This is a genomic window from Agarivorans sp. Alg241-V36, from assembly GCF_900537085.1.
Classification (GTDB): Bacteria; Pseudomonadota; Gammaproteobacteria; order Enterobacterales; family Celerinatantimonadaceae; genus Agarivorans.
In genome coordinates, this window is record NZ_UNRE01000001.1 from 551,125 (window position 1) to 576,426 (window position 25,302).

At 45.3% G+C, this 25,302-nt stretch carries 20 protein-coding genes and 1 other annotated feature; of the genes, 14 read left to right on the forward strand and 6 right to left on the reverse strand.

All coding sequences use genetic code 11. The annotated features are described in order from the left end of the window. The first annotated feature begins 52 nt into the window (after window positions 1-52). Window positions 53-562: an S-ribosylhomocysteine lyase gene (luxS, locus tag G6R11_RS02640; RefSeq protein WP_163131211.1), complete on the forward strand. Its 510-nt coding sequence runs from the start codon at window positions 53-55 to the stop codon at window positions 560-562. A gap of 64 nt (window positions 563-626) precedes the next feature. Here luxS and G6R11_RS02645 read toward each other — a convergent pair whose 3' ends face one another. Both G6R11_RS02645 and G6R11_RS02650 read right to left on the reverse strand, forming a co-directional pair. Continuing rightward, window positions 627-1,904, reverse strand: a complete 1,278-nt coding sequence (locus G6R11_RS02645) for an HlyC/CorC family transporter (RefSeq protein WP_163131213.1) — start codon at window positions 1,902-1,904, stop codon at window positions 627-629. A 71-nt stretch (window positions 1,905-1,975) separates the two neighbouring features. Beyond that, on the reverse strand, window positions 1,976-2,767 hold the full coding sequence (locus G6R11_RS02650; protein ID WP_163131215.1) for an inner membrane protein YpjD: 792 nt from the start codon (window positions 2,765-2,767) through the stop codon (window positions 1,976-1,978). A gap of 142 nt (window positions 2,768-2,909) precedes the next feature. On the opposite strand from G6R11_RS02650, the gene ffh reads away from it, so the two are divergent. Beyond that, window positions 2,910-4,307 carry a signal recognition particle protein gene (gene ffh, locus G6R11_RS02655; protein WP_163131217.1) on the forward strand — a complete coding sequence of 466 codons (1,398 nt, stop codon included), beginning with the start codon at window positions 2,910-2,912 and terminating at the stop codon, window positions 4,305-4,307. Window positions 4,308-4,475: 168 nt separating this feature from the next. On the opposite strand, the gene aroF is transcribed toward ffh, so the two are convergent. Next, the gene (aroF, locus tag G6R11_RS02660) at window positions 4,476-6,479 is read right to left on the reverse strand and encodes a 3-deoxy-7-phosphoheptulonate synthase (RefSeq protein ID WP_163131219.1); all 2,004 of its coding nucleotides are present in this window, start codon (window positions 6,477-6,479) and stop codon (window positions 4,476-4,478) included. A gap of 17 nt (window positions 6,480-6,496) precedes the next feature. Then, window positions 6,497-6,625, reverse strand: a sequence feature (Phe leader region). A gap of 86 nt (window positions 6,626-6,711) precedes the next feature. Then, entirely contained in the window at window positions 6,712-7,086 is a 375-nt protein-coding gene (gene hpf, locus G6R11_RS02665) for a ribosome hibernation-promoting factor, HPF/YfiA family (RefSeq protein WP_163131221.1), read from the reverse strand. A gap of 272 nt (window positions 7,087-7,358) precedes the next feature. On the opposite strand from hpf, the gene G6R11_RS02670 reads away from it, so the two are divergent. The 6 genes from G6R11_RS02670 to G6R11_RS02695 all read left to right on the forward strand — a co-directional run bounded on the left by G6R11_RS02670 (window position 7,359) and on the right by G6R11_RS02695 (window position 17,145). Beyond that, window positions 7,359-9,566, forward strand: coding sequence for a bifunctional diguanylate cyclase/phosphodiesterase (locus G6R11_RS02670; protein ID WP_240352383.1), 2,208 nt, complete (start codon window positions 7,359-7,361; stop codon window positions 9,564-9,566). Between the two features lie 94 nt (window positions 9,567-9,660). Next, window positions 9,661-11,433, forward strand: a complete 1,773-nt coding sequence (locus tag G6R11_RS02675; protein ID WP_240352384.1) for an extracellular solute-binding protein — start codon at window positions 9,661-9,663, stop codon at window positions 11,431-11,433. Window positions 11,434-11,440: 7 nt separating this feature from the next. Beyond that, on the forward strand, window positions 11,441-12,532 hold the full coding sequence (locus tag G6R11_RS02680) for a microcin C ABC transporter permease YejB (protein ID WP_163131223.1): 1,092 nt from the start codon (window positions 11,441-11,443) through the stop codon (window positions 12,530-12,532). A gap of 1 nt (window position 12,533) precedes the next feature. Further along, window positions 12,534-13,586 (forward strand): ABC transporter permease, encoded by a 1,053-nt coding sequence (locus G6R11_RS02685; RefSeq protein ID WP_163131225.1) that lies wholly within the window; start codon window positions 12,534-12,536, stop codon window positions 13,584-13,586. A gap of 10 nt (window positions 13,587-13,596) precedes the next feature. Continuing rightward, window positions 13,597-15,168, forward strand: coding sequence for an ABC transporter ATP-binding protein (locus G6R11_RS02690; RefSeq protein WP_163131227.1), 1,572 nt, complete (start codon window positions 13,597-13,599; stop codon window positions 15,166-15,168). A 36-nt stretch (window positions 15,169-15,204) separates the two neighbouring features. Continuing rightward, window positions 15,205-17,145, forward strand: coding sequence for a transglycosylase SLT domain-containing protein (locus G6R11_RS02695; RefSeq protein ID WP_163131229.1), 1,941 nt, complete (start codon window positions 15,205-15,207; stop codon window positions 17,143-17,145). On the opposite strand, the gene pdxH is transcribed toward G6R11_RS02695, so the two are convergent. After that, window positions 17,135-17,788, reverse strand: coding sequence for a pyridoxamine 5'-phosphate oxidase (gene pdxH, locus G6R11_RS02700; RefSeq protein WP_163131230.1), 654 nt, complete (start codon window positions 17,786-17,788; stop codon window positions 17,135-17,137). The two genes, G6R11_RS02695 and pdxH, sit on opposite strands and share 11 nt — an antisense overlap. 196 nt (window positions 17,789-17,984) lie before the next feature. Here pdxH and G6R11_RS02705 point away from each other — a divergent pair, with 196 nt between their 5' ends. From G6R11_RS02705 to G6R11_RS02730, 6 genes are all read left to right on the forward strand, one after another. Continuing rightward, window positions 17,985-19,004, forward strand: coding sequence for a LacI family DNA-binding transcriptional regulator (locus G6R11_RS02705; protein ID WP_163131232.1), 1,020 nt, complete (start codon window positions 17,985-17,987; stop codon window positions 19,002-19,004). Window positions 19,005-19,441: 437 nt separating this feature from the next. Further along, complete coding sequence (locus G6R11_RS02710) at window positions 19,442-20,275, forward strand: SDR family oxidoreductase (protein ID WP_163131235.1); 834 nt, start codon at window positions 19,442-19,444, stop codon at window positions 20,273-20,275. Then, window positions 20,275-21,288 carry a low-specificity L-threonine aldolase gene (ltaE, locus tag G6R11_RS02715; protein WP_163131237.1) on the forward strand — a complete coding sequence of 338 codons (1,014 nt, stop codon included), beginning with the start codon at window positions 20,275-20,277 and terminating at the stop codon, window positions 21,286-21,288. Before G6R11_RS02710 ends, ltaE begins: the two co-directional genes overlap by 1 nt. Before the next feature lie 12 nt (window positions 21,289-21,300). Further along, a complete protein-coding gene (locus G6R11_RS02720; RefSeq protein ID WP_163131239.1) occupies window positions 21,301-22,572 on the forward strand; it encodes a CinA family nicotinamide mononucleotide deamidase-related protein in 1,272 nt (423 codons plus the stop codon). Window positions 22,573-22,669: 97 nt separating this feature from the next. Further along, window positions 22,670-23,677: a protein-methionine-sulfoxide reductase catalytic subunit MsrP gene (gene msrP, locus G6R11_RS02725; protein ID WP_163131241.1), complete on the forward strand. Its 1,008-nt coding sequence runs from the start codon at window positions 22,670-22,672 to the stop codon at window positions 23,675-23,677. A 10-nt stretch (window positions 23,678-23,687) separates the two neighbouring features. Further along, window positions 23,688-24,311, forward strand: coding sequence for a sulfite oxidase heme-binding subunit YedZ (locus G6R11_RS02730; RefSeq protein ID WP_163131242.1), 624 nt, complete (start codon window positions 23,688-23,690; stop codon window positions 24,309-24,311). Here G6R11_RS02730 and G6R11_RS02735 read toward each other — a convergent pair whose 3' ends face one another. Continuing rightward, window positions 24,312-25,271 carry a sensor domain-containing diguanylate cyclase gene (locus G6R11_RS02735; protein ID WP_163131243.1) on the reverse strand — a complete coding sequence of 320 codons (960 nt, stop codon included), beginning with the start codon at window positions 25,269-25,271 and terminating at the stop codon, window positions 24,312-24,314. Window positions 25,272-25,302: the final 31 nt, after the last annotated feature.

Genomic DNA, 25,302 nt, shown 5'->3' on the forward strand with positions numbered 1-25,302 from the left:
ATACACCCAAATAATGAGTCTCAGCTAAGCTGGGATATGAAGAGAGAAAATCATGCCTTTATTAGATAGTTTTACCGTAGACCATACCCGCATGCATGCGCCAGCAGTGCGCGTAGCCAAAACTATGTCTACTCCGAGCAAAGACACTATTACTGTATTTGATCTACGTTACTGTGTGCCAAACGAAGAGATTTTGTCTGAGAAAGGCATTCATACCTTAGAGCACTTGTATGCTGGCTTTATGCGCGAGCATTTAAACTCAGCTGCAGTAGAAATCATCGACATTTCACCAATGGGTTGCCGTACCGGTTTTTACATGAGCTTAATTGGTAGCCCTAATGAGCAGCAAGTTGCTGATGCTTGGTTAGCATCTATGAAGGATGTACTTGGGGTAGCTAATCAAAATGACATTCCAGAGCTTAACGAGTACCAATGTGGTACTTACGCTATGCACTCTTTAGATGAAGCTAAGAGCATTGCTAAAAACATCATCGATCGTGGGATCAGCGTGAACAAAAATGATGAACTAGGATTATCTGACGAGATCCTTGGTAAGCTTTAAGCCGCAACTAGCGAATAAAAAAGCCAGCGTTAAGCTGGCTTTTTTGTGTCTTCAATTCGCGAGCTTACTTTTTAGGCTTGCTGTAAAACGCTGGAATTACTCGAGCCAAGCTCACGGTATTATTTTCTATCTCGACAATTTCGATAGGGTAGCCTGCTAAGCGCAAGCACAAGTTAGCCTCGGGAATGTCTTCTAAGTGTTCCACAATCAGGCCGTTAAGCGTTTTAGGGCCGTCTATGGGTAAGCTCCAGCTCATTTCCTTATTCAAGTCACGAATGTTCACTGTGCCGTCGATTAAGTAGCTGCCATCAATTTGTGGATGGATTTCTTCACTAGGGGCTGGCGCAATGCTGGTGGTAAAGTCGCCAACAATTTCCTCAAGAATATCTTCTAAGGTCACTAAGCCTTGAATGTCGCCGTATTCATCAACAATAAGGCCAATACGCTCTTTACGGCGCTGAAATTTTAATAACTGAACATTTAGCGGTGTGCCTTCTGGGATAAAGTAAATTTCCTTGGCAGCGCGTAGCATAGAGGTTTTATCAAACTGCTCTCGAGACAATAGTCGCAATGAATCTCTAGAGTGAACAAAGCCTACTGAGTCATCAATGGTGTCGCGAAATAGCAAAATCTTAGTATGGGTACTTTGCGTAAGCTGGCGCAAAATACTGTCCCAATCATCGTTAATGTCGATGGCGGCAATTTCGTTGCGCGGGATCATAATGTCGTCAACCGTCACCTTTTCTAGGTCTAAAATGCTCAGTAGCATATCTTGGTGACGTTTTGGTATCAGCGTGCCGGCTTGGTCAACAACGGTACGTAACTCTTCTGGGTTTAAAGCTTCATCGTCTTTGTTAGTTGGGTTTACCCCTAATAAACGCAGCAAACCATTAGTGACGCCATTGGTGGCCCATATAAATGGGAACAATAGCTTCATCAATGGTCTTAGCAAAATAGACGCTGGAAAGGCAATTTTTTCAGGGTAGAGCGCAGCCATGGTTTTTGGCGTGACTTCAGCAAAAATCAAAATTACAAAAGTTAGCGCAAGCGTAGCAATCGCCACTCCTACATCACCAAATAAGCGTAAACCAATAATAGTGGCAATCGCCGAGGCAAAAATGTTCACTAAGTTATTGCCGATAAGAATTAAACCAATCAGCCGGTCGGGGCGTTCCAGAAGTTTATCAACTCGACTAGCAGCCTTGTGCTTGGTATTAACCAAATGGCGCAGACGATAGCGGTTAAGCGACATCATGCCAGTTTCGGAGCTAGAAAAGAAAGCAGAGCAAATTATGAGGAACGCGAGAAGTAGCAATAAGCTACTCGTAGATATGTCGTCCAAAAAGGAGAGTCCTTGATTAATATAACAGGGCTAATTTATATGCAGCCCCAAAGGACTGTCAAGGTATCATTTTAGTTGAGGATGATTTCCTTAACAAAGCGTGAGCCAAAATAGGCCAAACTCAGCAAGATAGAACCAATTACCGTCAAGATCACCACTAACTTACCTCTCCAACCGCGATAGTGGTGGCCCCACAGCAAGCTTGCGTAAATAAACCAAGCAATTAGGCTAAAAATGGCTTTATGGCCGCGGCCGTGGGCGAAGAAGTCGGTTAAAAAAACAAAGCCACTTAATAAAGAAATGCTTAGTAACACTAAGCCCACTCTAATTAAGGTGAACAGCTGCTTTTCTATGCTCATTAGTGAAGGCATTGCCGGGTGAATCGCACCGGGTTTATGCCGTTTTAGAGTCCAATCTAAATAGGCCATCTGTAGAGAATATAAGCTGGCAATCATCAATACCGTAAATGCGGCTAAGGCAACGCTAATATGAATCAGTACTTGAGGCTTTAGCTCTAAGTGAATGATGTAGTCACTGGGTATCATTACCGCTAACAGCATGCTAACGATGGAAAATAGGTAAACCACCGGCAATACAAACCACAGCTTGAAGGGTTTCGCTAAGGCTGTCACGGTAAGTGCAATTAACAAACTAACTAAGCCGGCAACGTTAAATAGGCTTAAATCTTGACCTTGGGCTAAAAATAAATGCTCTACTTCCCAAATACCATGCAGCAACATAGCGCAGCCAGCGCTTAGCCATAGCCATTTGTTGGCACCGCTTTGTTTATTCAGCAAGCCGGTAATACATACGTAGGCGGCTAGCAGATAAAACACGGTGGTAGGAAGTACCAATAGATTCATGATTTGAAGCTAACTATCTGATTGTTTGGGTTCAGTATACTCGCCCTACACAGTCAGGGCTAGAATTAGCTTTTAGAATATCAGCGCTTCGGTATAATGTGGCGGCTAAACAGTGCTCGCTATATGATCAACAGGAAAAAGCATGTTTGAAAACTTATCTGATCGACTCTCGAAATCCTTAAAAAATATCAGCGGCCGCGGCCGACTGACCGAAGACAACATTAAAGATACCCTACGCGAAGTGCGTATGGCCCTGTTGGAAGCGGATGTCGCCTTACCCGTAGTTCGCGAGTTTGTTAAAAAAGTAAAAGAACGTGCTTTAGGCCAAGAAGTTAATAAAAGCCTAAGCCCAGGCCAAGTATTCGTTAAGATTGTTCAGCAAGAACTTGAATCTGCCATGGGCGAATCTAACGAAAGCCTAAACCTTGCCGCTCAACCTCCTGCGGTTGTAATGATGGCGGGTTTACAAGGTGCCGGTAAAACCACCTCTGTAGCTAAGTTAGCCAAGTACCTAAAAGAGCGCGAAAAGAAAAAAGTAATGGTTGTGAGCGCCGATGTTTATCGCCCTGCTGCGATTAAACAGCTTGAGACGCTAGCCACTGAAGTTGACGCTATTTTCTTTCCAAGTAACGAAAAGCAAAATCCGGTTGATATTGTAAATGGCGCAATAGCCGAAGCCAGAACTCAGTTTGCCGATGTATTGTTAGTAGATACCGCGGGTCGTTTGCATGTTGATGAAGACATGATGGACGAAATTAAGGCCCTTCATCAGGCAGTTGAACCGGTAGAAACCCTGTTTGTGGTAGATGCCATGACCGGCCAAGATGCTGCCAATACTGCTCAGGCCTTTAATGAAGCCCTACCACTTACCGGTGTTATCTTAACTAAAACCGATGGTGATGCGCGCGGTGGTGCAGCTTTATCGATTCGTCATATTACCGGTAAGCCAATTAAATTTATGGGTGTGGGTGAGAAAACCGACGCCTTAGAACCGTTCCATCCTGATCGTATCGCTTCGCGTATCTTAGGCATGGGCGATGTGCTTTCTCTTATTGAAGAAGTAGAGCGCAAAGTTGATAAAGACCAAGCCCAAAAACTGGCTAAGAAAGTTCAAAAAGGTAAAGGCTTCGATTTAGAAGACTTCCGTGAGCAATTAGTGCAGATGAAAAGCATGGGCGGCATGATGGGCATGATGGATAAGCTGCCTGGCATGGGGCAAGTACCCGACAACGTTAAAGACCAAATGAACGATAAGCTTACCAACCAAATGGAAGCGATTATCAACTCTATGACGCCAGGTGAGCGCCAACGTCCAGACATTATTAAAGGCTCGCGTAAGCGCCGAATTGCTGCTGGTTCTGGTACCCAGATCCAAGATGTGAACAAATTGCTTAAGCAGTTCACGCAGATGCAAAAAATGATGAAGAAGATGTCGGGCAAAGGCGGCATGCGCAAAATGATGAGCCAAATGAAGGGCATGATGCCTCCAGGCGGTATGGGTGGATTTGGCGGCGGTGGCCGTGGACCAGGTCGCTTCTAGGCCAAGTGAAGAACTCTTATTATAAGCCCAGCATCTAGCTGGGCTTTTTTATTTTTGTATTTGGCCTTACTTAGAGCTTTCCGCAGATTGAGGGGAAACATTGTTAACAGCAAGTCGCATATTAAAAAGCCCAGTCAACAATTGCCTGGGCTTGTCGTTTGGACGGCTTTAGTACAGCTCGCTCATCAAGCCTTGTAGTTGTTTAAAATCTAGCGATTTATCGGCATCTACACTGGCATCGCTAGGAGAGGGGTGAGCACAAAGTACAATACCGTCTGCGCCTAACAATTTAGCGGCCTTGGCCATTGGTGCGACAGCACTTAGTTCTTCCACTGCTTCGCCAGGGTTTACTACGATTGGCAGGTGAGTGCGTTGGCGAAGTAAGCTAATTGCACCCAAATCTAAAGTGATTTTGTTTTTACCTTCCAGGGTTCTTACACCAGCTTCACACAAAATAACCTGTTGATTACCTTGAGCTAGTATGTAATCCGCAGCGTGTAACCACTCATCGATAGACGCCATGTTATTGCGCTCTAACAGGATAGGGCGAGTAGACTTGCCCAACTCTTTTAACAGATTAAAGTTTTTCATATGGCGCGAGCGAACATGCAGTATGTCTGCTTTTGCAGCTAGAGTGACAACCTGATCCACCGAGCTTACTTCTGTCATGGTTGGCAGTTTGTACTTTTTGCCAGCAGCATTTAAGTAATTTAAGCCCTCTTCACCCAAGCCTTGGAAACTGTATGGCGAGCTGCGGGGTTTAAAACAGCCAGCTGCTAATACTGCAGCGCCGCTTTCTTTGGCTGCGCCAGCACAAGCTATAACCTGTTGTTCAGATTCAACCGCACTAGGACCTGCAAAGGTAATGAAGCCGCCGTCACCAATTTTTACATCGCCAACACGAACTACCGTGGCGGTAGCTTTGTGTGAGCGGCTAGACAAGGCGCCATCTTCTTGCACAGTGCTAATTAAACTCGGTGCTCCAGCTTTGTTTACATCTTTATTGGCTAGTGCTTCTAGTGGGATTAGCGTTGGGTCAACATTCTCACTTGGGTAGCATCCAAGCACTTTAATGTAACGAGTAAGGCGAGTTAATTCTGCCAGTGCTGATTGCATTTGGCTGGACTTAACATTGGCCGAAACATCAACATAAAACATCTCTTCCCAAGGGTTGCCTTGCACTGGACGAGACTCGAGTTTGCTCATGTTAATCTCGTGCTCGCGCAAAACCAACAGCGCTTCTACCAACGAACCTGCTTGCTGTGCTGTTGACATAATAAAAGTCGTTCTCGCTGGCACTTGCTCAGCAACTTCCACCGGCTTGCGAGAAACAACAATGAAGCGAGTGTAGTTTTGTTGCTGGTTAGCGATATCGGTTTTTAAGGCTTGCAAGCCATACATTTCGCCGCCCACTTTGCTGCCAATAGCGCCAACCGTTAAATCATCACCTCCAGCAACCACTTCCATGGCCTTGGATGAGCTATCTACAAAATCGACTCGAGTATTGGCTAAGGTACGTAAATATAGGCTGCACTGGGCATAAGGCTGCGGGTGTGCGTATAAAGTGGTGATTTGCTCCAGCTTGGCCTTGGGGTGAGCCAGAATACAATGATCAATAGGTATAGATAATTCACCTACAATCGACAAACTTGTGTGTTGCAAAACATCGTATACTTCGTTGATGCTGCCAGAGCTCGTGTTCTCAATGGGCAGCATGCCGTAGTCAGCTTGGCCGGATTCCACTGTATCTACAATGTCTTGGAAAGCGCTGCATCCAAACTCAACAATTTGCTTTTTATAGCGTGAGAAGTATTGGTGGGTGGCAATATTGCTGTAAGAGCCCTTGTTACCTAAAAACGCCACTCGCACTGCTTGAGCATGAATATCTGGGTTAGTAATGCCTTGCAAAAATGCCTGTTGCGATAGCACCGAATCTTCAATAATTGTGTGATACAGCTGAGTGACATAGTGTGCGTCTAGGCCTAGTTCTCTGCCTTTATTAATTAGCTTAACCAGTAATAACTGTTCACGCTCTTGGTCGCGAATGGCTTTGGGGTTTTCTATTTTACTTTTTGCTACTTCAACACTGAGTTGGCGACGCTCAGTTAGTAGTGTTAATAATGATTGGTCGAGCGCTGTTATTTTTGTTCGGATCTGCTCTAAATCTGCCATCTGTTGTATTCCCTGTTAACAAAAAAGCCTCCTAAGAAGGAGGCTTTATGGATTCTGTGTGTTTTCGTTTTTACACCAATTCCGTCCGCCTCCCTAAAAGGGTGGAGTAAAAAAGAAACCAAACAAAAATCGAGTGTTGAATATTTTCATGTCGTCAGACTAAAAAGCAATCAGGGGAAAGTCAAGTAATACCAAGCGATTAGTTGCTTGGTATTATTTTTAGTTTAAGCCTTTATGCGGCTTGTTCATCCTCGGAGCTAGGCTCGCCGTCGTCAATATCAGTGGGCGAACGTAAGAAATCTTTTCCAGAGCGGCTAGCGCGGTGCGCATTTGGCTTATCTTGGAAGCGGTGTAGCTGGCGTTCTAGTTTCTGCCCTAAATTATTAATGGCAACGCTCAGGTCTTGATGTTCATCGCTGGCAAACAGTTGTCCGTTTGGCAGATTGATCTTCGCTTCTACTTTTACCTTTTTATTGTCGGTGGTGATAATCACTTTTGGTGATATGAGCGGAATTTGGTTTTTTTCCAGTTTCTCAAAGCGCGCGGCAATGTGCTCACGAATGGTTGGGGTAATAGAAATTGTCTTGCTAGTAATATCAATAATCATAAGCCTCCCAAAGACTGTCTAGTAATTATTTCAAGTTCAGAATACGACTTTCATAAATAAAAAACCAGATCTAGATCACTATTTCTTAAGGGTTAGTTTGGCTTAGCCTGCGAATGTGATTACTTAGCGAAAAGTACTATTTATTACTTAAAATCGCTTGAATGTTCTGGTGAACTTGGGCACATTGGAGTGAATAACAAGCGCTTGGTGTTAGCAATTAGTTTATTAATTAATCATAAGCCACAGGATGCCTTGCTTCATTGTTGACCACTATGGACAATTCTCAGCCCACAACCGCCCTTTCGAATTCCCCAGCGTCTTCTTTCGACATTACCACGGCCCTTGCCGAGCTCGCTCTCGCCTTAGCAGCCAAACCTAGCGAAAGTTTTTTTGATGAACTGATTAGCCGTTTGTCTCTGCAAGTTGGCGCCTACGAAAGCTATATCGCCCATTTTGATTCTCGAATGCCGAGTTTGCCTTGTATCCGTTACTGGCGAGAAGGCCAGTTTATTGGTGGAAAGCTGAGCCCGGTCTCGGCCAATTTGTTGGCTGAAATTAGGGCCCAAAAAGTGGTTCAAATTACCGAGCTGCCAAAGGCCCATCCCGATTACGCCAGTACTCAAGCAGAAATTTCGCAAGCTCCGCGAGGCTTTTGGTCTCATCAAATTGTTAAACAGCAGCGGGTGATTGGCTATATTGCCTTTAGCTTTGCGCAAGCAACATTTGACCACGCTATACTCGAGCAATTATTAGCACCCTTTGTGGCGCGTTTAAATTCAGAGTTTGAGCAACAGCAACAACGCGAAGCTTTAAGTTTGTCGGCGGTAGCCTTTGACAGTAACGAGGGGCTAATTATCACCGATGCGAATTATCGCATCGTAAAAGTGAATAAGGCCTTCAGCCAAATAACTGGCTATCAACAAAATGAAGTTTTAGGGCATGAGCTCACCGAAGTGTTTGGCAACCCGAGCCCAGTTTTTATGGAAGCGATTGATGGTACGGTTAGACGTAAAGGCGAAGTTGAGCGGCAGCGTAAGAACGGCCAGTCTTATACCCAACTAGAAACCATTACTGCAGTTCGTAATGAGGTGGATTCTTTAACTCACTATGTTGTGTGCATTCAGGATATATCTGCAAATAAAGCCACCGAGCAACAAATTCAGCACTTAGCCTATTTCGACGAGCTTACCGGCCTACCTAATCGGCGTAAGTTGCGTGAAGAGTTAAGCCAGTGTTTTGCGCGGGCTAAGAAGCAACATGCTATTGGCGCATTGTTGTTTATCGATCTCGATCATTTTAAGCATATTAACGATTCCTTAGGCCATGCTGCTGGCGATTGGGTGTTGCAGCAAGTGGCAACGCGTTTGCAGGGGCTGATTCGAGAAGGAGACCTGCTGGCCCGCTTAGGGGGAGATGAGTTTGTACTGTTGCTGGCTGATTTAGGTGAGAGCCCACCACATGCAGAGCAGCAAGCCAATATTGTGGGTAAACGCCTAATAAAAACCATTTCTGCTCCTTACCCTTTTGATGGCCAGTCGCTGCATATTGGTGCCAGTGTTGGCATCACCTTGTTTCCTGGTAAGGGGCAAACTGCTGAAGACCTATTGAAGCAAGCTGATACGGCGATGTATCAAGCAAAGTCAGCTGGGCGACGCACCGTTATCTTTTTTGACGATGGCATGCAAAAGCAAGCTGATAAGCGTTTAAAACTACATAACGCTTTACGTGGAGCATTGGCTAACGATGAGTTACTGCTGTATTACCAGCCCCAGCACATGATCTCTACCGGAGAGTTAGTGGGGGCTGAAGCCTTAGTACGTTGGCAGCCAGAAGGTAAAGCCTTAGTTTCGCCTACCGAGTTTATCCCAATTGCCGAAGAGTCAGACTTAATCATCGATATTGGTATGTGGGTATTAGAGCAAAGCTGCATACAAATGGCTAAGTGGCAAAAAGAGGGGGTATTGCTGCCGGAACTTTCGGTTAATGTGAGTGCCAAACAATTTCATCACCCAGAGTTTGCCGATCGAGTAGAGGAGTTAATGACTCAATATCACATCGAAGGTTCGATGCTCAACCTCGAAGTCACAGAATCAGTCGTGTTGGGTCATGCCGAAGATACTATTCGAAAAATGGCTCAATTAAAGGAAATGGGGTTACGTTTTTCCATTGACGATTTTGGCGCTGGTTATTCTTCTTTAAGTTACTTAAAACGATTACCGGTGGATGAGTTAAAGATTGATCGTTCGTTTATCCGCGATATTCCGCGTGATAGCCGAGATATGGCGATTGTAGATGCCGTGCTGGCAATGGCCAACCATTTGGGGTTCACCGTTACTGCCGAAGGTGTGGAAACGCGCCAGCAATTAGCATTTCTTAAACAGCAAGGGTGTACCTTTTATCAAGGTTATTTATCCAGCAAAGCGATTACTGCAGAAGCCTTGGAGAGATATATTCAGCGTTTTCAGGGCAAAATTGGCTAATAGCCCTTTATCTTTTACTTTCGAGTCGGTTATAACTAGAACTAGATATTAGTTAAGTCGATGATTCGACTCACTCAATAAGGATCCGCCTATCATGAAATGGCTGTTATCGGCTTTTGCACTTTTGGTTTTAAACGTAGCTCATGCCGAAGATTTTGTTCGCTCTCACGCCCTAGTGATGCACGGTGAACCTGCCTTAGCTGCAGATTTTAGCCACCTACCTTATGTAAATGTTGATGCGCCCAAGCAGGGCAGTATGACCCATGAGGCGCAAGGAACCTTTGATACTTTTAACCCCTTTATCGTGAAAGGTAACGCCGCTGCTGGGGTTGGCCAAATCTACGATACCCTATTAACCAGTAACAACGATGAAGCGTTTGCTCAATACGGTTTGCTGGCCGAGAGCATCGATTTACCAGCTGATCGCTCTTGGGTGCGTTTTAATCTTCGCCCCGAAGCGCGCTTTCATGACGGCAAGCCTGTAACTGCTGAAGACGTAGTATTCACCTTTAACTTATTGATAGAAAAAGGCGCACCATTTTACCGCGCTTATTATGGCAGCATCAAAGAGGTAAAAGCCGAGTCTGCATCGAGTGTGCGTTTTACCTTTGCCGATGGTACCAATCGCGAGCTACCACTTATTTTGGGGCAACTGCCAATATTGCCTAAGCACTTTTGGCAAAATCATGACTTCTCCAAGGCTGATTTAACTGTCCCGCTTGGTTCGGGCCCCTATAAATTGGGCGAGTTTGATACCGGCCGTTCGATTAGCTACCAACGAGTAACAGACTATTGGGCAAAAGACTTACCGATTAATCGCGGACGTTATAACTTTGCTGAAATTAAGTATGAGTATTACCGAGACTCGTCGGTGGCCTTAGAAGCATTTAAGTCGGGTCGCATTGATTACCGCATTGAAACTAGCGCTAAAGACTGGGCAACCGCTTATACGGGCCCAATGTTCGACAGCGGAAAAGTACACACCGATACCCTGCAGAACGAAAATCCTCAAGGCATGCAAGGCTTTGTATTTAATACCCGTCGTGATTTGTTTAAACAAAGTGATGTGCGCAAGGCGATTGGTTTGCTGTTTGATTTTGAATGGACTAACGAGCAATTGTTTTACGGGGCCTACAAACGTACCAATAGTTATTTTGCTGCATCGGAACTGGCATCAACCGGTTTACCTGAAGGCGGCGAGCTGGCTTTACTAGAGCCCTTTAAAAAGCAGCTACCAGAAGAGGTATTCACTAAAGAGTTCACTTTAGACAAAACCCGCGGTGACGGCAATATTCGTCCACAAATGCGTGAAGCTTTGGCTTTGTTAAAAGGTGCCGGCTGGAGCTTAGATAAAGGCAAGCTAGTGGATGCAAATGGCAAGCAAATGCATATCGAGTTTTTGTTGTATCAAAAAACCTTCGAGCGCATCGTGTTGCCATATACCCGTAACTTGCAAAAAATTGGTATTAGCACCGAAGTTCGCGTAGTGGATGTCTCTCAGTATGTGAATCGGGTGCAGAACTTTGATTTTGATATGGTGGTGGGCAGCTTTGGTCAATCTTCTTCTCCAGGTAATGAACAGCGCGATTTTTGGGGAAGCAAGGCGGCAGAGCATGTTGGTTCGCGCAATATCATTGGCGTAAACAGTCCGGTGGTAGACAGCCTTATTGAAGAGATTATTGCTGCTGATGACCGACAAGCACTTATCGACGCTACCCGTGCCTTAGATCGGGTATTGTTGTGGTCATATTATGTGGTGCCGCAGTGGCACTTAAATGCTTGGCGAGTTGCCTACTGGGATAAGCTTAAGCGTCCGGCGCGTAATCCTAAGTATGCGCTTGGATTAGATAGCTGGTGGGTTGAATAGTTACCCAATGACTAGCTACATTCTTCGTCGTTTATTATTGATGATCCCCACCTTGCTGGGGATCATGACTCTTAACTTTCTTATTATTCAATCGGCGCCCGGTGGTCCGGTTGAACAAGCCATTGCTAAGATTCAGGGCATTGATACCTCGGCTACTCGTCGTGTCGATTCTGGCGTGGATACCGAGGTTATTCAAAGCAATAACGGGGGTAACTCCAGCCAATATCGAGGTGCGCAAGGTTTACCGCCAGAGCTGGTAGAAGAGTTAGAGCAGCTCTATGGTTTTGATAAACCCTTACATGAGCGCTATTTCGAAATGCTAGGTAACTACCTGCGCTTTGACTTTGGCGATAGTTTTTATCGAGATAGCTCGGTGGTGGACCTTATTCTCGAAAAAATGCCGGTGTCGATATCTCTGGGTTTATGGACCACCTTGTTGGTCTACGGTATTTCTATCCCCTTGGGGATCCGCAAAGCGGTACAGCATGGCAGCCGCTTTGATGTTTGGAGTTCAACCCTTGTCACCATTGGCTTTGCTATTCCCAACTTCTTATTCGCGATTATGCTGATTGTTCTTTTTGCTGGGGGCAGTTATTGGGATTGGTTCCCTCTGCGTGGTTTAACCTCTAGCAACTGGGACGAACTGAGCTTATTAGGCAAAGTGGGTGATTATTTTTGGCATCTCACCTTGCCGGTAACGGCAATGGTAATTAGCAGTTTCGCCACCCTAACTATGCTTACCAAAAACTCTTTCCTGGATGAGATTAATAAGCAATATGTACTTACTGCTCGCGCCAAGGGTTTAAGCGAAAATCGGGTACTGTATGGTCATGTTTTCCGTAATGCTATGTTATTGGTTATCTCTAGTTTGCCCGCCACTTTAATCAGTATTTTCTTAACTGGCTCATTTATGATTGAAGTTATTTTCTCCCTAGATGGTTTGGGTTTGCTGGGCTTTGAAGCGGTGGTTAACCGTGATTACCCAGTTGTGTTTGGTACCTTGTACATGTCTACCTTAATTGGCTTGGTGCTTAAACTGATTAGTGACATTACCTATACCATGATTGACCCTCGGATTAACTTTGAGGGGAGGCAGTAGCATGGGAGTTGTTGCTCAATGGAAACGCGCTAAAGCTAGCCCTTTAAACCAACGTCGTTGGTTGCAGTTTAAAGCTAACCGACGTGGTTATTGGAGTTTCTGGTTATTCTTAATATTATTTTTCACCAGCTTATTTGCTGAGTTTATCGCTAACGATAAACCGGTACTTATCCGCTATCAACAGCAATGGATGATGCCGGTAGTCAGTGACTATACCGAGCTCGACTTTGGTGGAGATTTTGATTTAGCCGCCGATTATTCCGACCCTTATATTCAAGAGTTAATTGAGGAACAAGGCGGTTGGATGCTTTGGCCGCCGGTGCGTTTTTCCTATGGCACCATCAATTACAATTTAAATGTTCCATCGCCTTCACCACCTACCCCGGTTAATTGGTTAGGTACCGACGACCAAGGCAGAGATGTATTTGCTCGCTTGTTATACGGCTTTCGCTTATCGGTATTGTTTGCCTTAGTGCTGGCCATAAGCAGCTCGGTGATTGGCGTAGCGGTGGGAGCCATGCAAGGTTATTTTGGTGGGCGAGTTGATTTGTTTGGCCAGCGCTTTATTGAGATTTGGTCAGGCATGCCACAGATGTTCTTGCTAATCATTCTTTCTAGCTTGGTACAGCCAAACTTTTGGTGGTTATTAGGCATATTGCTGTTATTTAGCTGGATGAGTTTGGTAGACGTAGTTCGTGCAGAGTTTTTGCGTGGCCGAAATCTTGAATATGTAAAAGCCGCTCGAGCGCTTGGCGTGGGCGATAGGGCAATAATGGCGCGGCATATATTGCCTAATGCGATGATAGCAACATTAACTTTTATGCCGTTTATTTTTATCGGTGGCTTAACCGCTTTAACCGGCTTAGATTACCTAGGTTTTGGTTTGCCACCTGGCTCGCCATCTTTAGGTGAAATGGTCGCCCAAGGCAAAAATAACCTGCAAGCGCCGTGGCTAGGCATCACCGCGTTCTTCTCAATGTCGATTATTCTTATTTTGCTGGTATTTATTGGCGAAGCCGCCCGTGATGCCTTTGACCCTAGAAAACGTGTGTAGGTAGCTGAGCATGAACAAGTTATTAGAAGTAAAACAGCTATCGGTGTGTTTTGGTCTACCAGAGCCCGTTGTTAAGCAAGTTAGTTTTGACGTACACGCTGGAGAAATTCTCGCTTTAGTTGGGGAGAGTGGCTCGGGTAAGTCCGTCACAGCGTTATCGGTATTGTCTTTGCTGGGCGATAAAGCCGAGGTTAAGGGCGAGATTTTATTGCAGCAAAAGTCGGTACTTAATCAACCGAAGAAATTGCTGCAAGCGCTGCGTGGCGATCAAATTGCGATGATATTTCAAGAACCGCTCACATCGCTCAATCCCTTACATAGTGTTGAAAAGCAAATCAGCGAAGTGCTTTGTGCTCATCGAGGCATGCACAAACAACAAGCCCGCGACCGAGTGCTGGAACTGCTTAATTTAGTTGGTATTGTAGAACCAGAAAAGCGTTTAAATAGTTTTCCTCACCAGTTATCTGGTGGTCAGCGTCAGCGGGTGATGATTGCTATGGCTTTGGCCACCGAGCCTAAGTTATTGATTGCCGATGAGCCAACCACTGCCTTGGATGTAACTATCCAACTGCAAATATTAGAGTTGCTCAAAGAGTTACAGCAAAAGCTCGGTATGGCTATTTTGTTGATTACTCATGACTTAAATGTGGTGCGCAACTACGCAGATCGTGTAGCAGTAATGAAAGCAGGGGAGCTGGTGGAGCTAAATACTTGTAATGAGTTATTTTCTGCACCACAGCATTGCTACACCAAAGTATTACTCGATTCTGAGCCGGTGCGCGAGCAACTGCCAGACGCCAAGCAAGAGCTATTGTTAGAAGCAAGTAAGTTAAAAGTGTGGTTTCCAATTAAGCGCGGCTTTTTACAGCGTACAGTTGATCACGTTAAAGCGGTTAATGGCATCGACTTTCACTTAAAGCGCGGCGAAACATTAGGCATTGTGGGCGAAAGTGGCTCAGGCAAAAGTACTTTGGCTCAAGCGGTGCTTAGGTTGATTGATAGCGAAGGTGAGATAGCCTTTAAACGTGAGTTGATTCAAGACTATGGGGTAAAGCAGATGCGGCCGCTGCGGCGTTTCATGCAAATTGTCTTTCAAGACCCCTTTTCTAGTTTAAGCCCACGTATGTCGGTACTCCAAATTATAGGTGAAGGCCTAAGCTTACACTTCGACCTTAACCAACAGCAGCTTGAGCAACGAGTGTCTGAAGCTCTTCAAGATGTTGGCTTAGAGCCCGATACGATGCATCGTTATCCACATGAGTTCTCTGGAGGTCAACGTCAGCGCATCTCTTTAGCGCGAGCCTTGGTATTAAAGCCAGAAGTACTTATTTTGGATGAACCAACATCGGCTTTAGATAGCACGGTGCAAAAGCAACTCTTAGAGCTACTAAGAAAACTTCAAATAAAATATAACCTTAGCTATTTATTCATTAGTCATGATTTGGCGGTTATTCGCGCTTTATGCCATCGAGTGATGGTGATGCAACATGGCCAGTTGGTAGAGCAAGGGGAAACCGAGCAAATTTTTTCTGATGCTAAGCAAGATTATACTCGCCGATTGATCAATGCTGCGTTAATCTAAATATCAGTAGTTTCTTTTGATAGGGCGCCACGAGTAATGCTCAAGCGGTTTTGGCGAGTACTGGTTTGTTTGGTGTGTGGCAGCATGGGCATGGCTCATGCTGCAGAGTTAAGCCCCCAACAGCAGTCTTATAAAGATATAAGAAAACTGCAACGTGCCGACAAATGGGCGCAGGCAGAAAAGTCTATTGAGAAACTAGCGGCTTACCCTCTGGTTGAACACCTGCAGTATTATCAATTGCGTGGCCAATTGCGTAAGGCTTCACGCCAGCAAGTCGAACAGTTTATTACAGACTATCCTCAATCCTATTTAAGCAATGCATTGCAACGCCGCTTTATGCTGGAATTGGCCAGGCGTAAGCAGTGGCAAAGCTACCTCGAATTTTACCCCAAGTTACCCAACAGCATCGATTTACAGTGCCATCATTATTACGCGCAACTCAAAGTGGGTGATGCTAGCCAAGCCTGGCAAGGCGCCGAGAAGCTTTGGGTGCATGGACGCTCTCGGCCTAAATCCTGTGACCCTTTATTTGATAGCTGGCAAAAGGCTGGCAATATCAGCGATCAATTGCGCTGGCAAAGAATGCTCTTGAGTTTTCAAGCCAGCAAGCCCGGCTTAATGAAGTATGTAGCGAAGTCTTTATCTGATTCGAAAAAAGCCGATGCTAAGCTATTAGCCGACGCCTATGTTAAACCTATGGCAGTACTAAGCTCCGGCAAGTTAAAGATTAACCAATCTAGCCGCCATCAAGAGATTGCTCTATTAGCCATTAGGCGGCTAGCCCGCTCAGATTTAGAGTCAGCGGTGGAGCATATTGAGCGCTGGTCTAAAGTATTGGCTAAATCAGATGCCTTGTATTTTAGTGTTGAACGCTATTTGATCCGTAGAGTGATTAGCGACAAAAGCCCGGAACTATTGAAATGGGCAGATCGGCAACTGCGCTTAAGCCCTGATACGCCAACAATTGAACGTCGTATTCGTCTCGCGATAGCTGAGCAACAGTGGGACCAAATAGGCTTGTGGATCGCACGCCTTCCTGAAACCAAGCAAAAACAAGAACGTTGGACTTACTGGCAAGCCCGCTCGCTGGTTGCTTTAGGGCAAAAAGAGCGCGCTCAGCCCACACTCGAACTATTGGCCAAAGAGCGTAGCTATCACGGCTTTCTATCTGCGCAATTTTTGCAACAACCCTATCAACTGGGCGAGCAGCGCCACATCACCAGTGACGATACCCTAAAGCAGCTTAATCAGCATCCAGTGGTACTTAAAGTCACTGAGTTACTAGCCTTAGATGAGTATTATTCTGCCCGAACCGAATGGGATACCTTGTTACGCCGCTCAAGTTTATTACGCCAGCTCGATCTAGGCGTATTGGCGCTTAACAATGATTGGCAAGATTTAGCGGTTCAAGCATCGATTGTTGCAAAGCAGTGGGATCAGTTGGAAATGCGTTTTCCACTTAGTTTCTCTAAAGAGTTTGAGTATTTTGCTAATAAACGGCAGGTGGAAGCCAGTTTGTTGTATGCAGTGGCTCGTCAAGAAAGCGCCATGTACCCCTTGGCACAAAGCTCGGTGGGCGCGCGTGGTTTAATGCAGCTAATGCCAGCTACCGCTAAAGAAACCGCAAGAAAAATAGGTTTCCGTTATCGCTCGCGAAGCCAATTGTTCGAACCTGAAGACAATATACGTTTGGGCAGTGCTTACTTCGATGGTTTACTTAATCGCTATCAAGGCAACCGAATACTTGCTGCTGCGGCCTATAATGCGGGGCCACACCGAGTAAATCGCTGGTTGAAGGAGCGTGGTGACGTACCTGCTGATGTGTGGGTAGAGTCTATTCCCTTTAAAGAAACCCGCCATTACGTGCAGAGTGTGCTGGCCTATCAGGTGGTATACCAGTATCGGCGTAAGCAGCAACTTACGCCGTTTTTAACGCCCAATGAACTAGGCTACCAATACGGTGGTTCTAAGGGCTAAGGCGGTCTATATTCCAACCCTTGGCATCACTGGTATAGCGAAAGCGATCATGAAGTCGATCTGCTTTGCCTTGCCAGAACTCGATAGTATCGGGGACCACTCGGTAACCACCCCAAAACTCCGGTAAGGGTACTTCTTTATCGGCAAACTGCTGTTTGTATTGTTCTACTTGTTGCTCGAGCATTTCGCGGTTTGAAATCACTTGGCTTTGGTGGCTCGCCCAAGCGCCAATTTGACTGCCGCGGCCACGACTATGGAAATAAGCTTCCGATTCTTGCGGACTTACCCGCTCAACGCGGCCTTCAATACGCACTTGGCGTTGCAGTATATTCCAATGAAAAGTAAGACAAGCTAATGGGTGACTGTCTAACTCTTGGCCTTTTCTACTGCCGTAATTGGTATAAAAAACAAAGCCTTGCTGATCAAAATCTTTGAGTAATACCACCCGCGCTGATGGACGGCCATCGGGACCAACTGAAGAAATAGTCATAGACTCCGGCAGCACAATGCCCGATTTCTCTGCTTGTTTAAACCAATCACCAAATAGCTCAAAAGGATCTTCATTTCCTTTTGGTTCTGGTGGAGAAAGCAGCACCCCTTGGCCTAAGGTTAGCGCGCAGCGTATTTTACTTAAGAGTGACATAATTGATTTGCTTAATTAGTTGATGCAACAAACAAAATTTGCATAAAAGGATGAAAATAGCGAACCTGACTAAAGATCATAGTTTACACTCTGTAGCACGGTTTCACTATCAAGTTTTGCTTTGGCTTGATATAGTTTTGCCTAGTTCGAGTTTCAGGTTTAATTCTGCTTAGCAGACGAAAAGAGGGTAAGTAATTTGGCCACAATTAAAGACGTTTCTCAGTTGGCGAATGTATCTATATCAACAGTATCTCGTGTTATCAACAATACTGCCCAGGTAGCCCCGGAGAAACGAGAGGCCGTACTCAGAGCGATGGAAGAACTGCATTATCGCCCTAACAGCTTTGCCCAGGCTCTGGTGAGCAAACGCTCAGATTGCATAGGCTTAATTGTAGGTGATTTAGGCGGTGGTCCATTCTTCGTGCAGATGATGAAAGGCATTGAAGAAATTGTTGATGAGTCTGACAAATACACCATTGTGATGTCTGGTCACCATAGTGCAGAAAAAGAACGTCACGCCATTGATATTTTATTGCAGCGCCAATGTGATGCGGTAATCGTTCACTCAATGGCCTTAAGCGATGATGAGCTACGTGAAGTGGCTGACTGTGATACACCATTTATTTTTATTAACCGCTTAGTACCGGGTTTTGAAAATCGTTGTGTGTATTTAGACAACCATGAAGGCTGTTATAAAGCGACTTCATTTTTGCTAAATAAAGGCCATCAAGATATTGCTTTTATCACCACCGATGACTTGTCATTTGCTGATGGTGTAGAGCGTTTATCGGGTTATCGCCAAGCGATGGAAGAAAGCTCTGGTCCGCTTAACGAGCAATTGATTGCGCGAGCTTATCCCGATGAAGTGGGTGGTAGCCAAGCTGTAGATAAACTGCTAGAGCGCGGTGTAGAGTTTAGTGCCATTGTTGGTTACAACGACTCTATGGTAGCCGGTGCGTTATCTGCGCTGCGTGACAAGGGCTATGACATTCCGGGGAAAATTTCGGTAGTGGGTTACGACGATAACCACTATGCGCGTTTTGTTCATCCTAAGCTAACTACGGTTCGCTACCCAATTGAAGATATGGGTAAACGTGCTGCACAGTTAGCTATCGATATCTTAGAGTCAAAAGATGACGAAATGGGACCGAATGTTATGGATCTAAAATTCCATCCAGAATTGATCGTTCGCGACTCCGCTAGCGATAAATCGTGATCTAATTCAAAGAATAATCAATAAGGCTGCTTGCAGCCTTTTTTATGACTTGTCTTGAAAAGGTTTTCTGGTATCGTTTTCACATCGAGTGCAACTGTTAGCCGCATTTGAAGATTGAGTTTGAGATGACTTAATTGAAACTTTCCCGCTGTATAGGGTTGTTTGAATTACTTAGCCTTTTCTAGGTATCAACAATTCTAAAAACTTGCTGTTACGACCTAATTTATTAGGTCGTTTTTTTTGTCTGCGTTTTAGCTAAGCAGGTTGTTTACTAACCAACCTATACCTTCCTTCTATTCTAAAAACATGCTATTGCGGTTGAATTTACCTATCTTTAAACCCATTAGGCCTACTTCAATAAATTTTATTTTTAATAGTGATCAGCCACATAGCTAGATAGGTATACTAGGCAAACCAAAGGCACAGAAGGAAGCCCAGTGATTAAGCGAATTAGTATTGTAGGATGTGGTTGGTTAGGGATGCCCTTGGCGAAGTCATTGCTTGAGCAAGGCTATCATGTACTTGGCTCTAAGCGTCACAGTGAAGAACTGGCCGAGTTAAGTGCCGCGGGCGTAGAAGCCTACCGCTTAGAGCTAGACCCACAGGTTGAGTCAAACAATATTGCTGCATTGTTAAAAAGCGATTTGCTTATCGTTAATGTCCCGCCCGGACGTAAAACTAATACCGCCGAATTTCATATCGCGCAAATAGCTAACTTATTGGCAGCAGCCAAACAGCAAGGGCTGAAAAAGGTGCTGTTTGTTTCATCTACTTCTGTTTATGGTCCAATGCAAGGCGTGGTGGATGAATCTAGCCCAAGGCTACCAGAGACCACCTCTGGTAAAGCCTTAAAGCAGATAGAAGATGACTTACTTAACGATGCTGATTTACAAGCGTCGGTACTGCGTTTTTCTGGCTTAGTGGGCGGACAGCGTAAACCTGGGCGTTTTTTGTCGGGGAAAACGGTGAGTGGCCCTAACAGCCCAATTAACATTATCCATCGCAGCGATTGTATCGAGATTATCAGTCAAATCATTAAGCGAGATTGCTGGGGAGAAACCTTTAATGCCAGCGCAGATCTACATCCCACTAAGCAAAGCTTTTACCAACTAGCGGCAGAGCAGTTAGGTTTGCCTGCTCCCAACTTTGTTGACGGAGCTGCAAGTAACAAAGTTATTGCTAATCACAAACTGAAAGCCACCTTAAATTTTCAATTTACTTATCCTGATCCCATGGCATGGTTACGGGACAATATTCAAGAGGCAGAATAATGAGCGATTTTAGAAGTGATACGGTTACTCAACCTAGCCAGGCCATGCGCGACTTAATGAGCAAGGCACCGGTAGGTGATGATGTTTATGGAGATGACCCAACAGTAAATCGTCTGCAAGACTATGCTGCCGAGCGCATGGGTAAGCAAGCCGCATTGTTTTGTAGTTCGGGCACTCAAGCCAACTTATTAGCGATTATGGCTCACTGTCAACGTGGTGATGAGTACTTGTGTGGACAGAATGCTCACAATTATAAATACGAAGGTGGTGGGGCCGCTGTGCTTGGCAGTGTTCAGCCCCAGCCGATTGAGAATGAAGCCGACGGCAGCCTTAATCTAGATAAAGTAAAAGCCGCCATCAAATCCGATGATTTTCACTTCGCTAGAAGCCGCTTGTTGTCTTTAGAAAACACAATTGGCGGAAAAGTCTTACCCATGGCCTATTTGGATACCTTGCGCCCTTTTGTTGAACAGCATAACTTGGCCCTGCATTTAGACGGTGCGCGTATTTTTAACGCGATAGTTAAAAGCGGTGAAGATGAGCGCAAACTTGTTGACCCTTTCGACAGCTTTACTATTTGTTTATCTAAAGGGCTTGGTGCGCCAATTGGCTCTTTGTTATTGGGTAGTGAAGAGCTGATCTCTCGTGCGACTCGCATAAGAAAAATGCTCGGTGGCGGAATGCGTCAAGCTGGCATTATTGCTGCCGCTGGCCAATATGTTTTAGAGAACAATGTTCAGCGATTGGCTGACGACCATGCTAATGCTATGTATTTGGCTGAGCAACTGGCTGCGATAGACGAGCTAAGCTGTGAACCAAGCGCGGTGCAAACCAACATTGTATACGCCACTTGTTTAAAGCAGCAGTCTAGCGCACTGGCGGCGGCATTAGCCCTGCAAGGAATTTTGATGACTGCTGGAACGCCAATGCGTTTTGTTACTCACTTAAATGTAAATCGACAAGACATCGACCGTTTAATCGCAGCTATTAAACAGTTTTATCTTGGATTGTAAGGATTTTAATGCATGAAAATTGAAATGCTGAGCACGGGTGATGAAGTCTTACAAGGTGATATCGCCGATACTAATGCCGCTTGGTGTGGCCAAGAGTTAAATGAGCTTGGTTTAAGCTTTAGCCGCCGCCAAACGGTGGCCGATAATATGAATGATATCGTTGATGCATTGCAGCAAGCAGCTGAGCGTAGTGACTGGGTATTAGTTAATGGTGGCCTAGGCCCAACCAGCGATGACTTAAGCGCCGAAGCCGCCGCTCTTTTAACAGGTAACGAGTTAGAACTTAACCAGCACTGGTTTGATCAACTCAAAAGTTGGTATGTGGCACAAAATACCAAAATGCCTGAGAGCAACATAAAACAAGCAATGCTACCAAAAGGAGCTGTGCTGGTGGATAACCCCATTGGCACGGCCTGTGGTTTTATTGTGGAGCATGCAGGGGCTAAGTTGATTTTTACACCCGGCGTACCTAGTGAGTTTAAGCGAATGCTAAAAGAGCAGTGGTTCCCGCTGTTAATGGAAGCCGAGCCCAATGCCCAAGCAAAAGTTAAACGCTTTTATACCTTTGGTTTATCTGAGTCTTCGCTCAGCGATCGCTTTGATGGCTTGCTTTTGCCAGAAGGTGTCCACCTTGGCTATCGCTCAGCGCGCCCAAGTATCGAAGTGAAGTTATTTTATCCTCAAGACGAGCCTCAATATGAGCAACTTAGCCAAAAAATTCGTGATGAATTAGCCGAGCATGTATTTACTGAAGACCAAGGCAATTGGGCGCTACATATTCAACAGTTGATGATTGCCCAAGGCAAAAAGCTAGTTTTAGCCGAATCTTGCACCGGTGGAATGCTGGCGGCAGAGTTAATAGCTGTAGCCGGCAGCTCAGCCTATTTAGATCGTGGATTTGTCACTTACAGTAATCAGGCAAAGCAACAAAGCATTGGAGTGCCCGCTAGCACTATCGAAGAATACGGTGCGGTATCTATCGAAACTAGCCAAGCCATGGCTTTGGGCGCGCTTAAACACAGCGATGCAGATATCGCTTTGTCGGTCACTGGTATCGCAGGACCAAGCGGTGGAAGTGAAGATAAACCCGTAGGCACAGTATGCTTTAGTTTAGCCATGGGCGAGCAGTGTATTAGTCAGCAACTATTATTGAGTAATCGAAGCCGCTCGGTGGTGCGTATTATGTCTACAGCCGTTGCAATGGATATGTTGCGCCGACACCTCACTGGGTTGTCGGTGTTAGGTGAGTATCAGCACCTAAAACGGATCCGCAGTGCTAATTAGCAGTTCAGTGCTCTAATCACGTTAAGGGTTGTTGGCTTAACAGACCCTAACGAAATTTTTTGTGCACTAGTATGGTCTGTTAAAAAAAGGAGATGCTATGTGGTTGAAATTTAAACGTGATTGGGAAGAGCCAGAATCGGCCGTTACTCCCGAAGCGCTGTTCAAGCAGCGCCGTAATATTATTAAAGGCTTTGGCGTTGCAGGAGCGGCTGGTTTGCTTCCCACCGCCGGGCATGCTGCCTCGTGGTTTGGTAGCGACGACGAAGAGCCTACAGCCTTGGTGCGACGAGCACTTGATAAGACCGATGTACCTCCTTTACACAACGATGCCTTAACCCCTGAAGCAAAAGCCACTACTCATAATAATTTTTATGAGTTTGGTACTGCGAAAGATGATCCAGTTAAGAATAGCCGCCAGTTTAATCCTAATCCTTGGTCCTTCACCATCGACGGTTTAGTGGAAAAGCCAGTCACCCTAGACTTAGACGACGTGATGGCTAAAATGGCGCTTGAGCAACGTATTTATCGTTTACGTTGTGTTGAAGCGTGGTCAATGGTTATTCCTTGGGTGGGCTTTTCTCTAAGCGACTTGCTTAAGCAGGTTAAACCTTTGTCATCGGCTCGTTATGTTGCATTTGAAACGCTCTACGACCCTGAGCAAATGCCAGGGCAGAAAAGCCGATTTGTTGGCGGAGGTATTGATTACCCTTACGTCGAAGGCTTGCGCTTAGATGAAGCTATGAACCCCCTAAGCTTTATGGCCGTGGGCATGTATGGCAAAACTTTACCCGCGCAAAATGGTGCGCCCTTGCGCCTCGTTGTACCTTGGAAGTATGGCTTCAAAAGCATTAAATCCATTGTGCGAATTCGCTTCACCGATGTAGAGCCGCCAACTACTTGGAATATTCTTTCGCCCCATGAATACGGCTTTTACGCCAACGTAAACCCTAAAGTTGACCACCCGCGTTGGAGCCAAGCTTCTGAGCGAAGAATTGACGATGCAGGGCTATTGGGGCGTAAACGCCTCGATACCGAAATGTTCAATGGTTATGGTGAGCAGGTTGCCCATTTATACAAAAACATGGATTTAACCCGCTACTTTTAAGGGAGCCTAGGTGAATAAAGTTATTAACCAAAAGCTGGCAGCCTATCGTTGGCAAATTAAAACGCTATTACATTTAGTGCTGTTGTGCCCCTTGCTTTATTGCATTTTGGCGGTCAGCAATGCTTGGTGGGGCGGTGATCCAGTACAGGCCATTATTCACTATTTGGCCAATTCTGCCCTTAATATATTGCTTGTTACCTTATGCTTAGCTCCCTTGTCACGTAAGTTCAAACTGCCTGGCTTATTGGCTTATCGGCGATTAATTGGTCTTTACGTATTTGTTTATGCGCTGCTGCATTTGGCTGCTTACTTGGTGATTGACTTAGGTTTAGACTGGCAGCTGTTTTGGCAGGAAAATTTGCAACGACCTTATATTTGGTTAGGCATGGTGGCTTTTTTAGTGCTCCTGGCAATGAGCATTACCTCGGTGAAGGTTTTGCAGCAAAAGCTGGGCAAACGTTGGTTACAACTGCATGGCTTTATCTATCCGATTACCTTGCTGGTATTGGTGCACTTTTGGTGGTCATTAAAATCAGGTTGGTTAGAGCCGGTGCTTTATTTAGCGCTTGTTATTGGCTTGATATCGCTGCGAAAACTTCAAGTTCAGCGTTGGTTAGGCAGTTTTAGCAAGTAGCTATTTTGCAGCTGTCCACAGTGCGTAGTTGTTTTTACCATTGTGTTTAACTTGGTACATCGCTTGGTCAGCCCTATGAAGAATTTGCTTAAAGTCTTCATTGTGGCGGTGAAAGGTGCACATACCAATGCTAAGGCTTACCGAAACTTCGATATGATTAAAGTGATGGGGTTGGTTAAAACTCTTAAGCAGCGTTTGTGCTAGCTGCTCTAGCTTTTCACTTTCACTAAAAGGAAGTAGTAAGGCAAACTCATCACCGCCAATGCGGCCCGCTTTGCCTTGCTTCGGGCAGTTGTCCTGAATACGTTGAGCACACGCTTTAAGAATGTGGTCGCCCGCTGTGTGACCGTGTTGGTCGTTAATGGGCTTAAACTGGTCTAAATCTACAAACATTAAGGTGCCACCCTCGGCATCTATGGTTTGGCAGAATTTATTAAACTCATCTTCGAAAGCGTGGCGGTTTAGTAGGCCGGTTAGGGTGTCGTGATGAGCTAGCTTGGATAAGCGATGTTGGTCGACCCGCAATTGCGTAACGTCGATATGCGTACCAATCACTCGCAGTGGATTGTTATGCTGATCATACTCTTGAATGGTGCCGCGATCTTTTATCCAGCGGGTACTGCCATCTTGGTGCACCATCCGGTATTCAATATTGTATTCACCGCTATGGCCGCGAATCATCGATTCAAAGGCTTCGATGGCCAGTTCTTTATCTTCAGGGTGAAGGTTTGATTTCCAGTTTTCGTAAAGGGCTTCTTGTTCGGTGGCTGAGATACCACAAATTTTTCCGTATTCACAATTGTAAAGGCTGAGTCGGCCGCTCGGAATATCTTGCTCCCAAAGTACAAGGCCACTGTCGTTCAAGGTAATATTGAGAAGGTTTCGGGTATCCTCTAGCTGGGATTTTAGTTGCCGATTTTGCTCACGCAATTCGGCGATTATCTTGTCGCTTTCATCCATAAATACGGCTTTACAAAATTTTCACAATTGT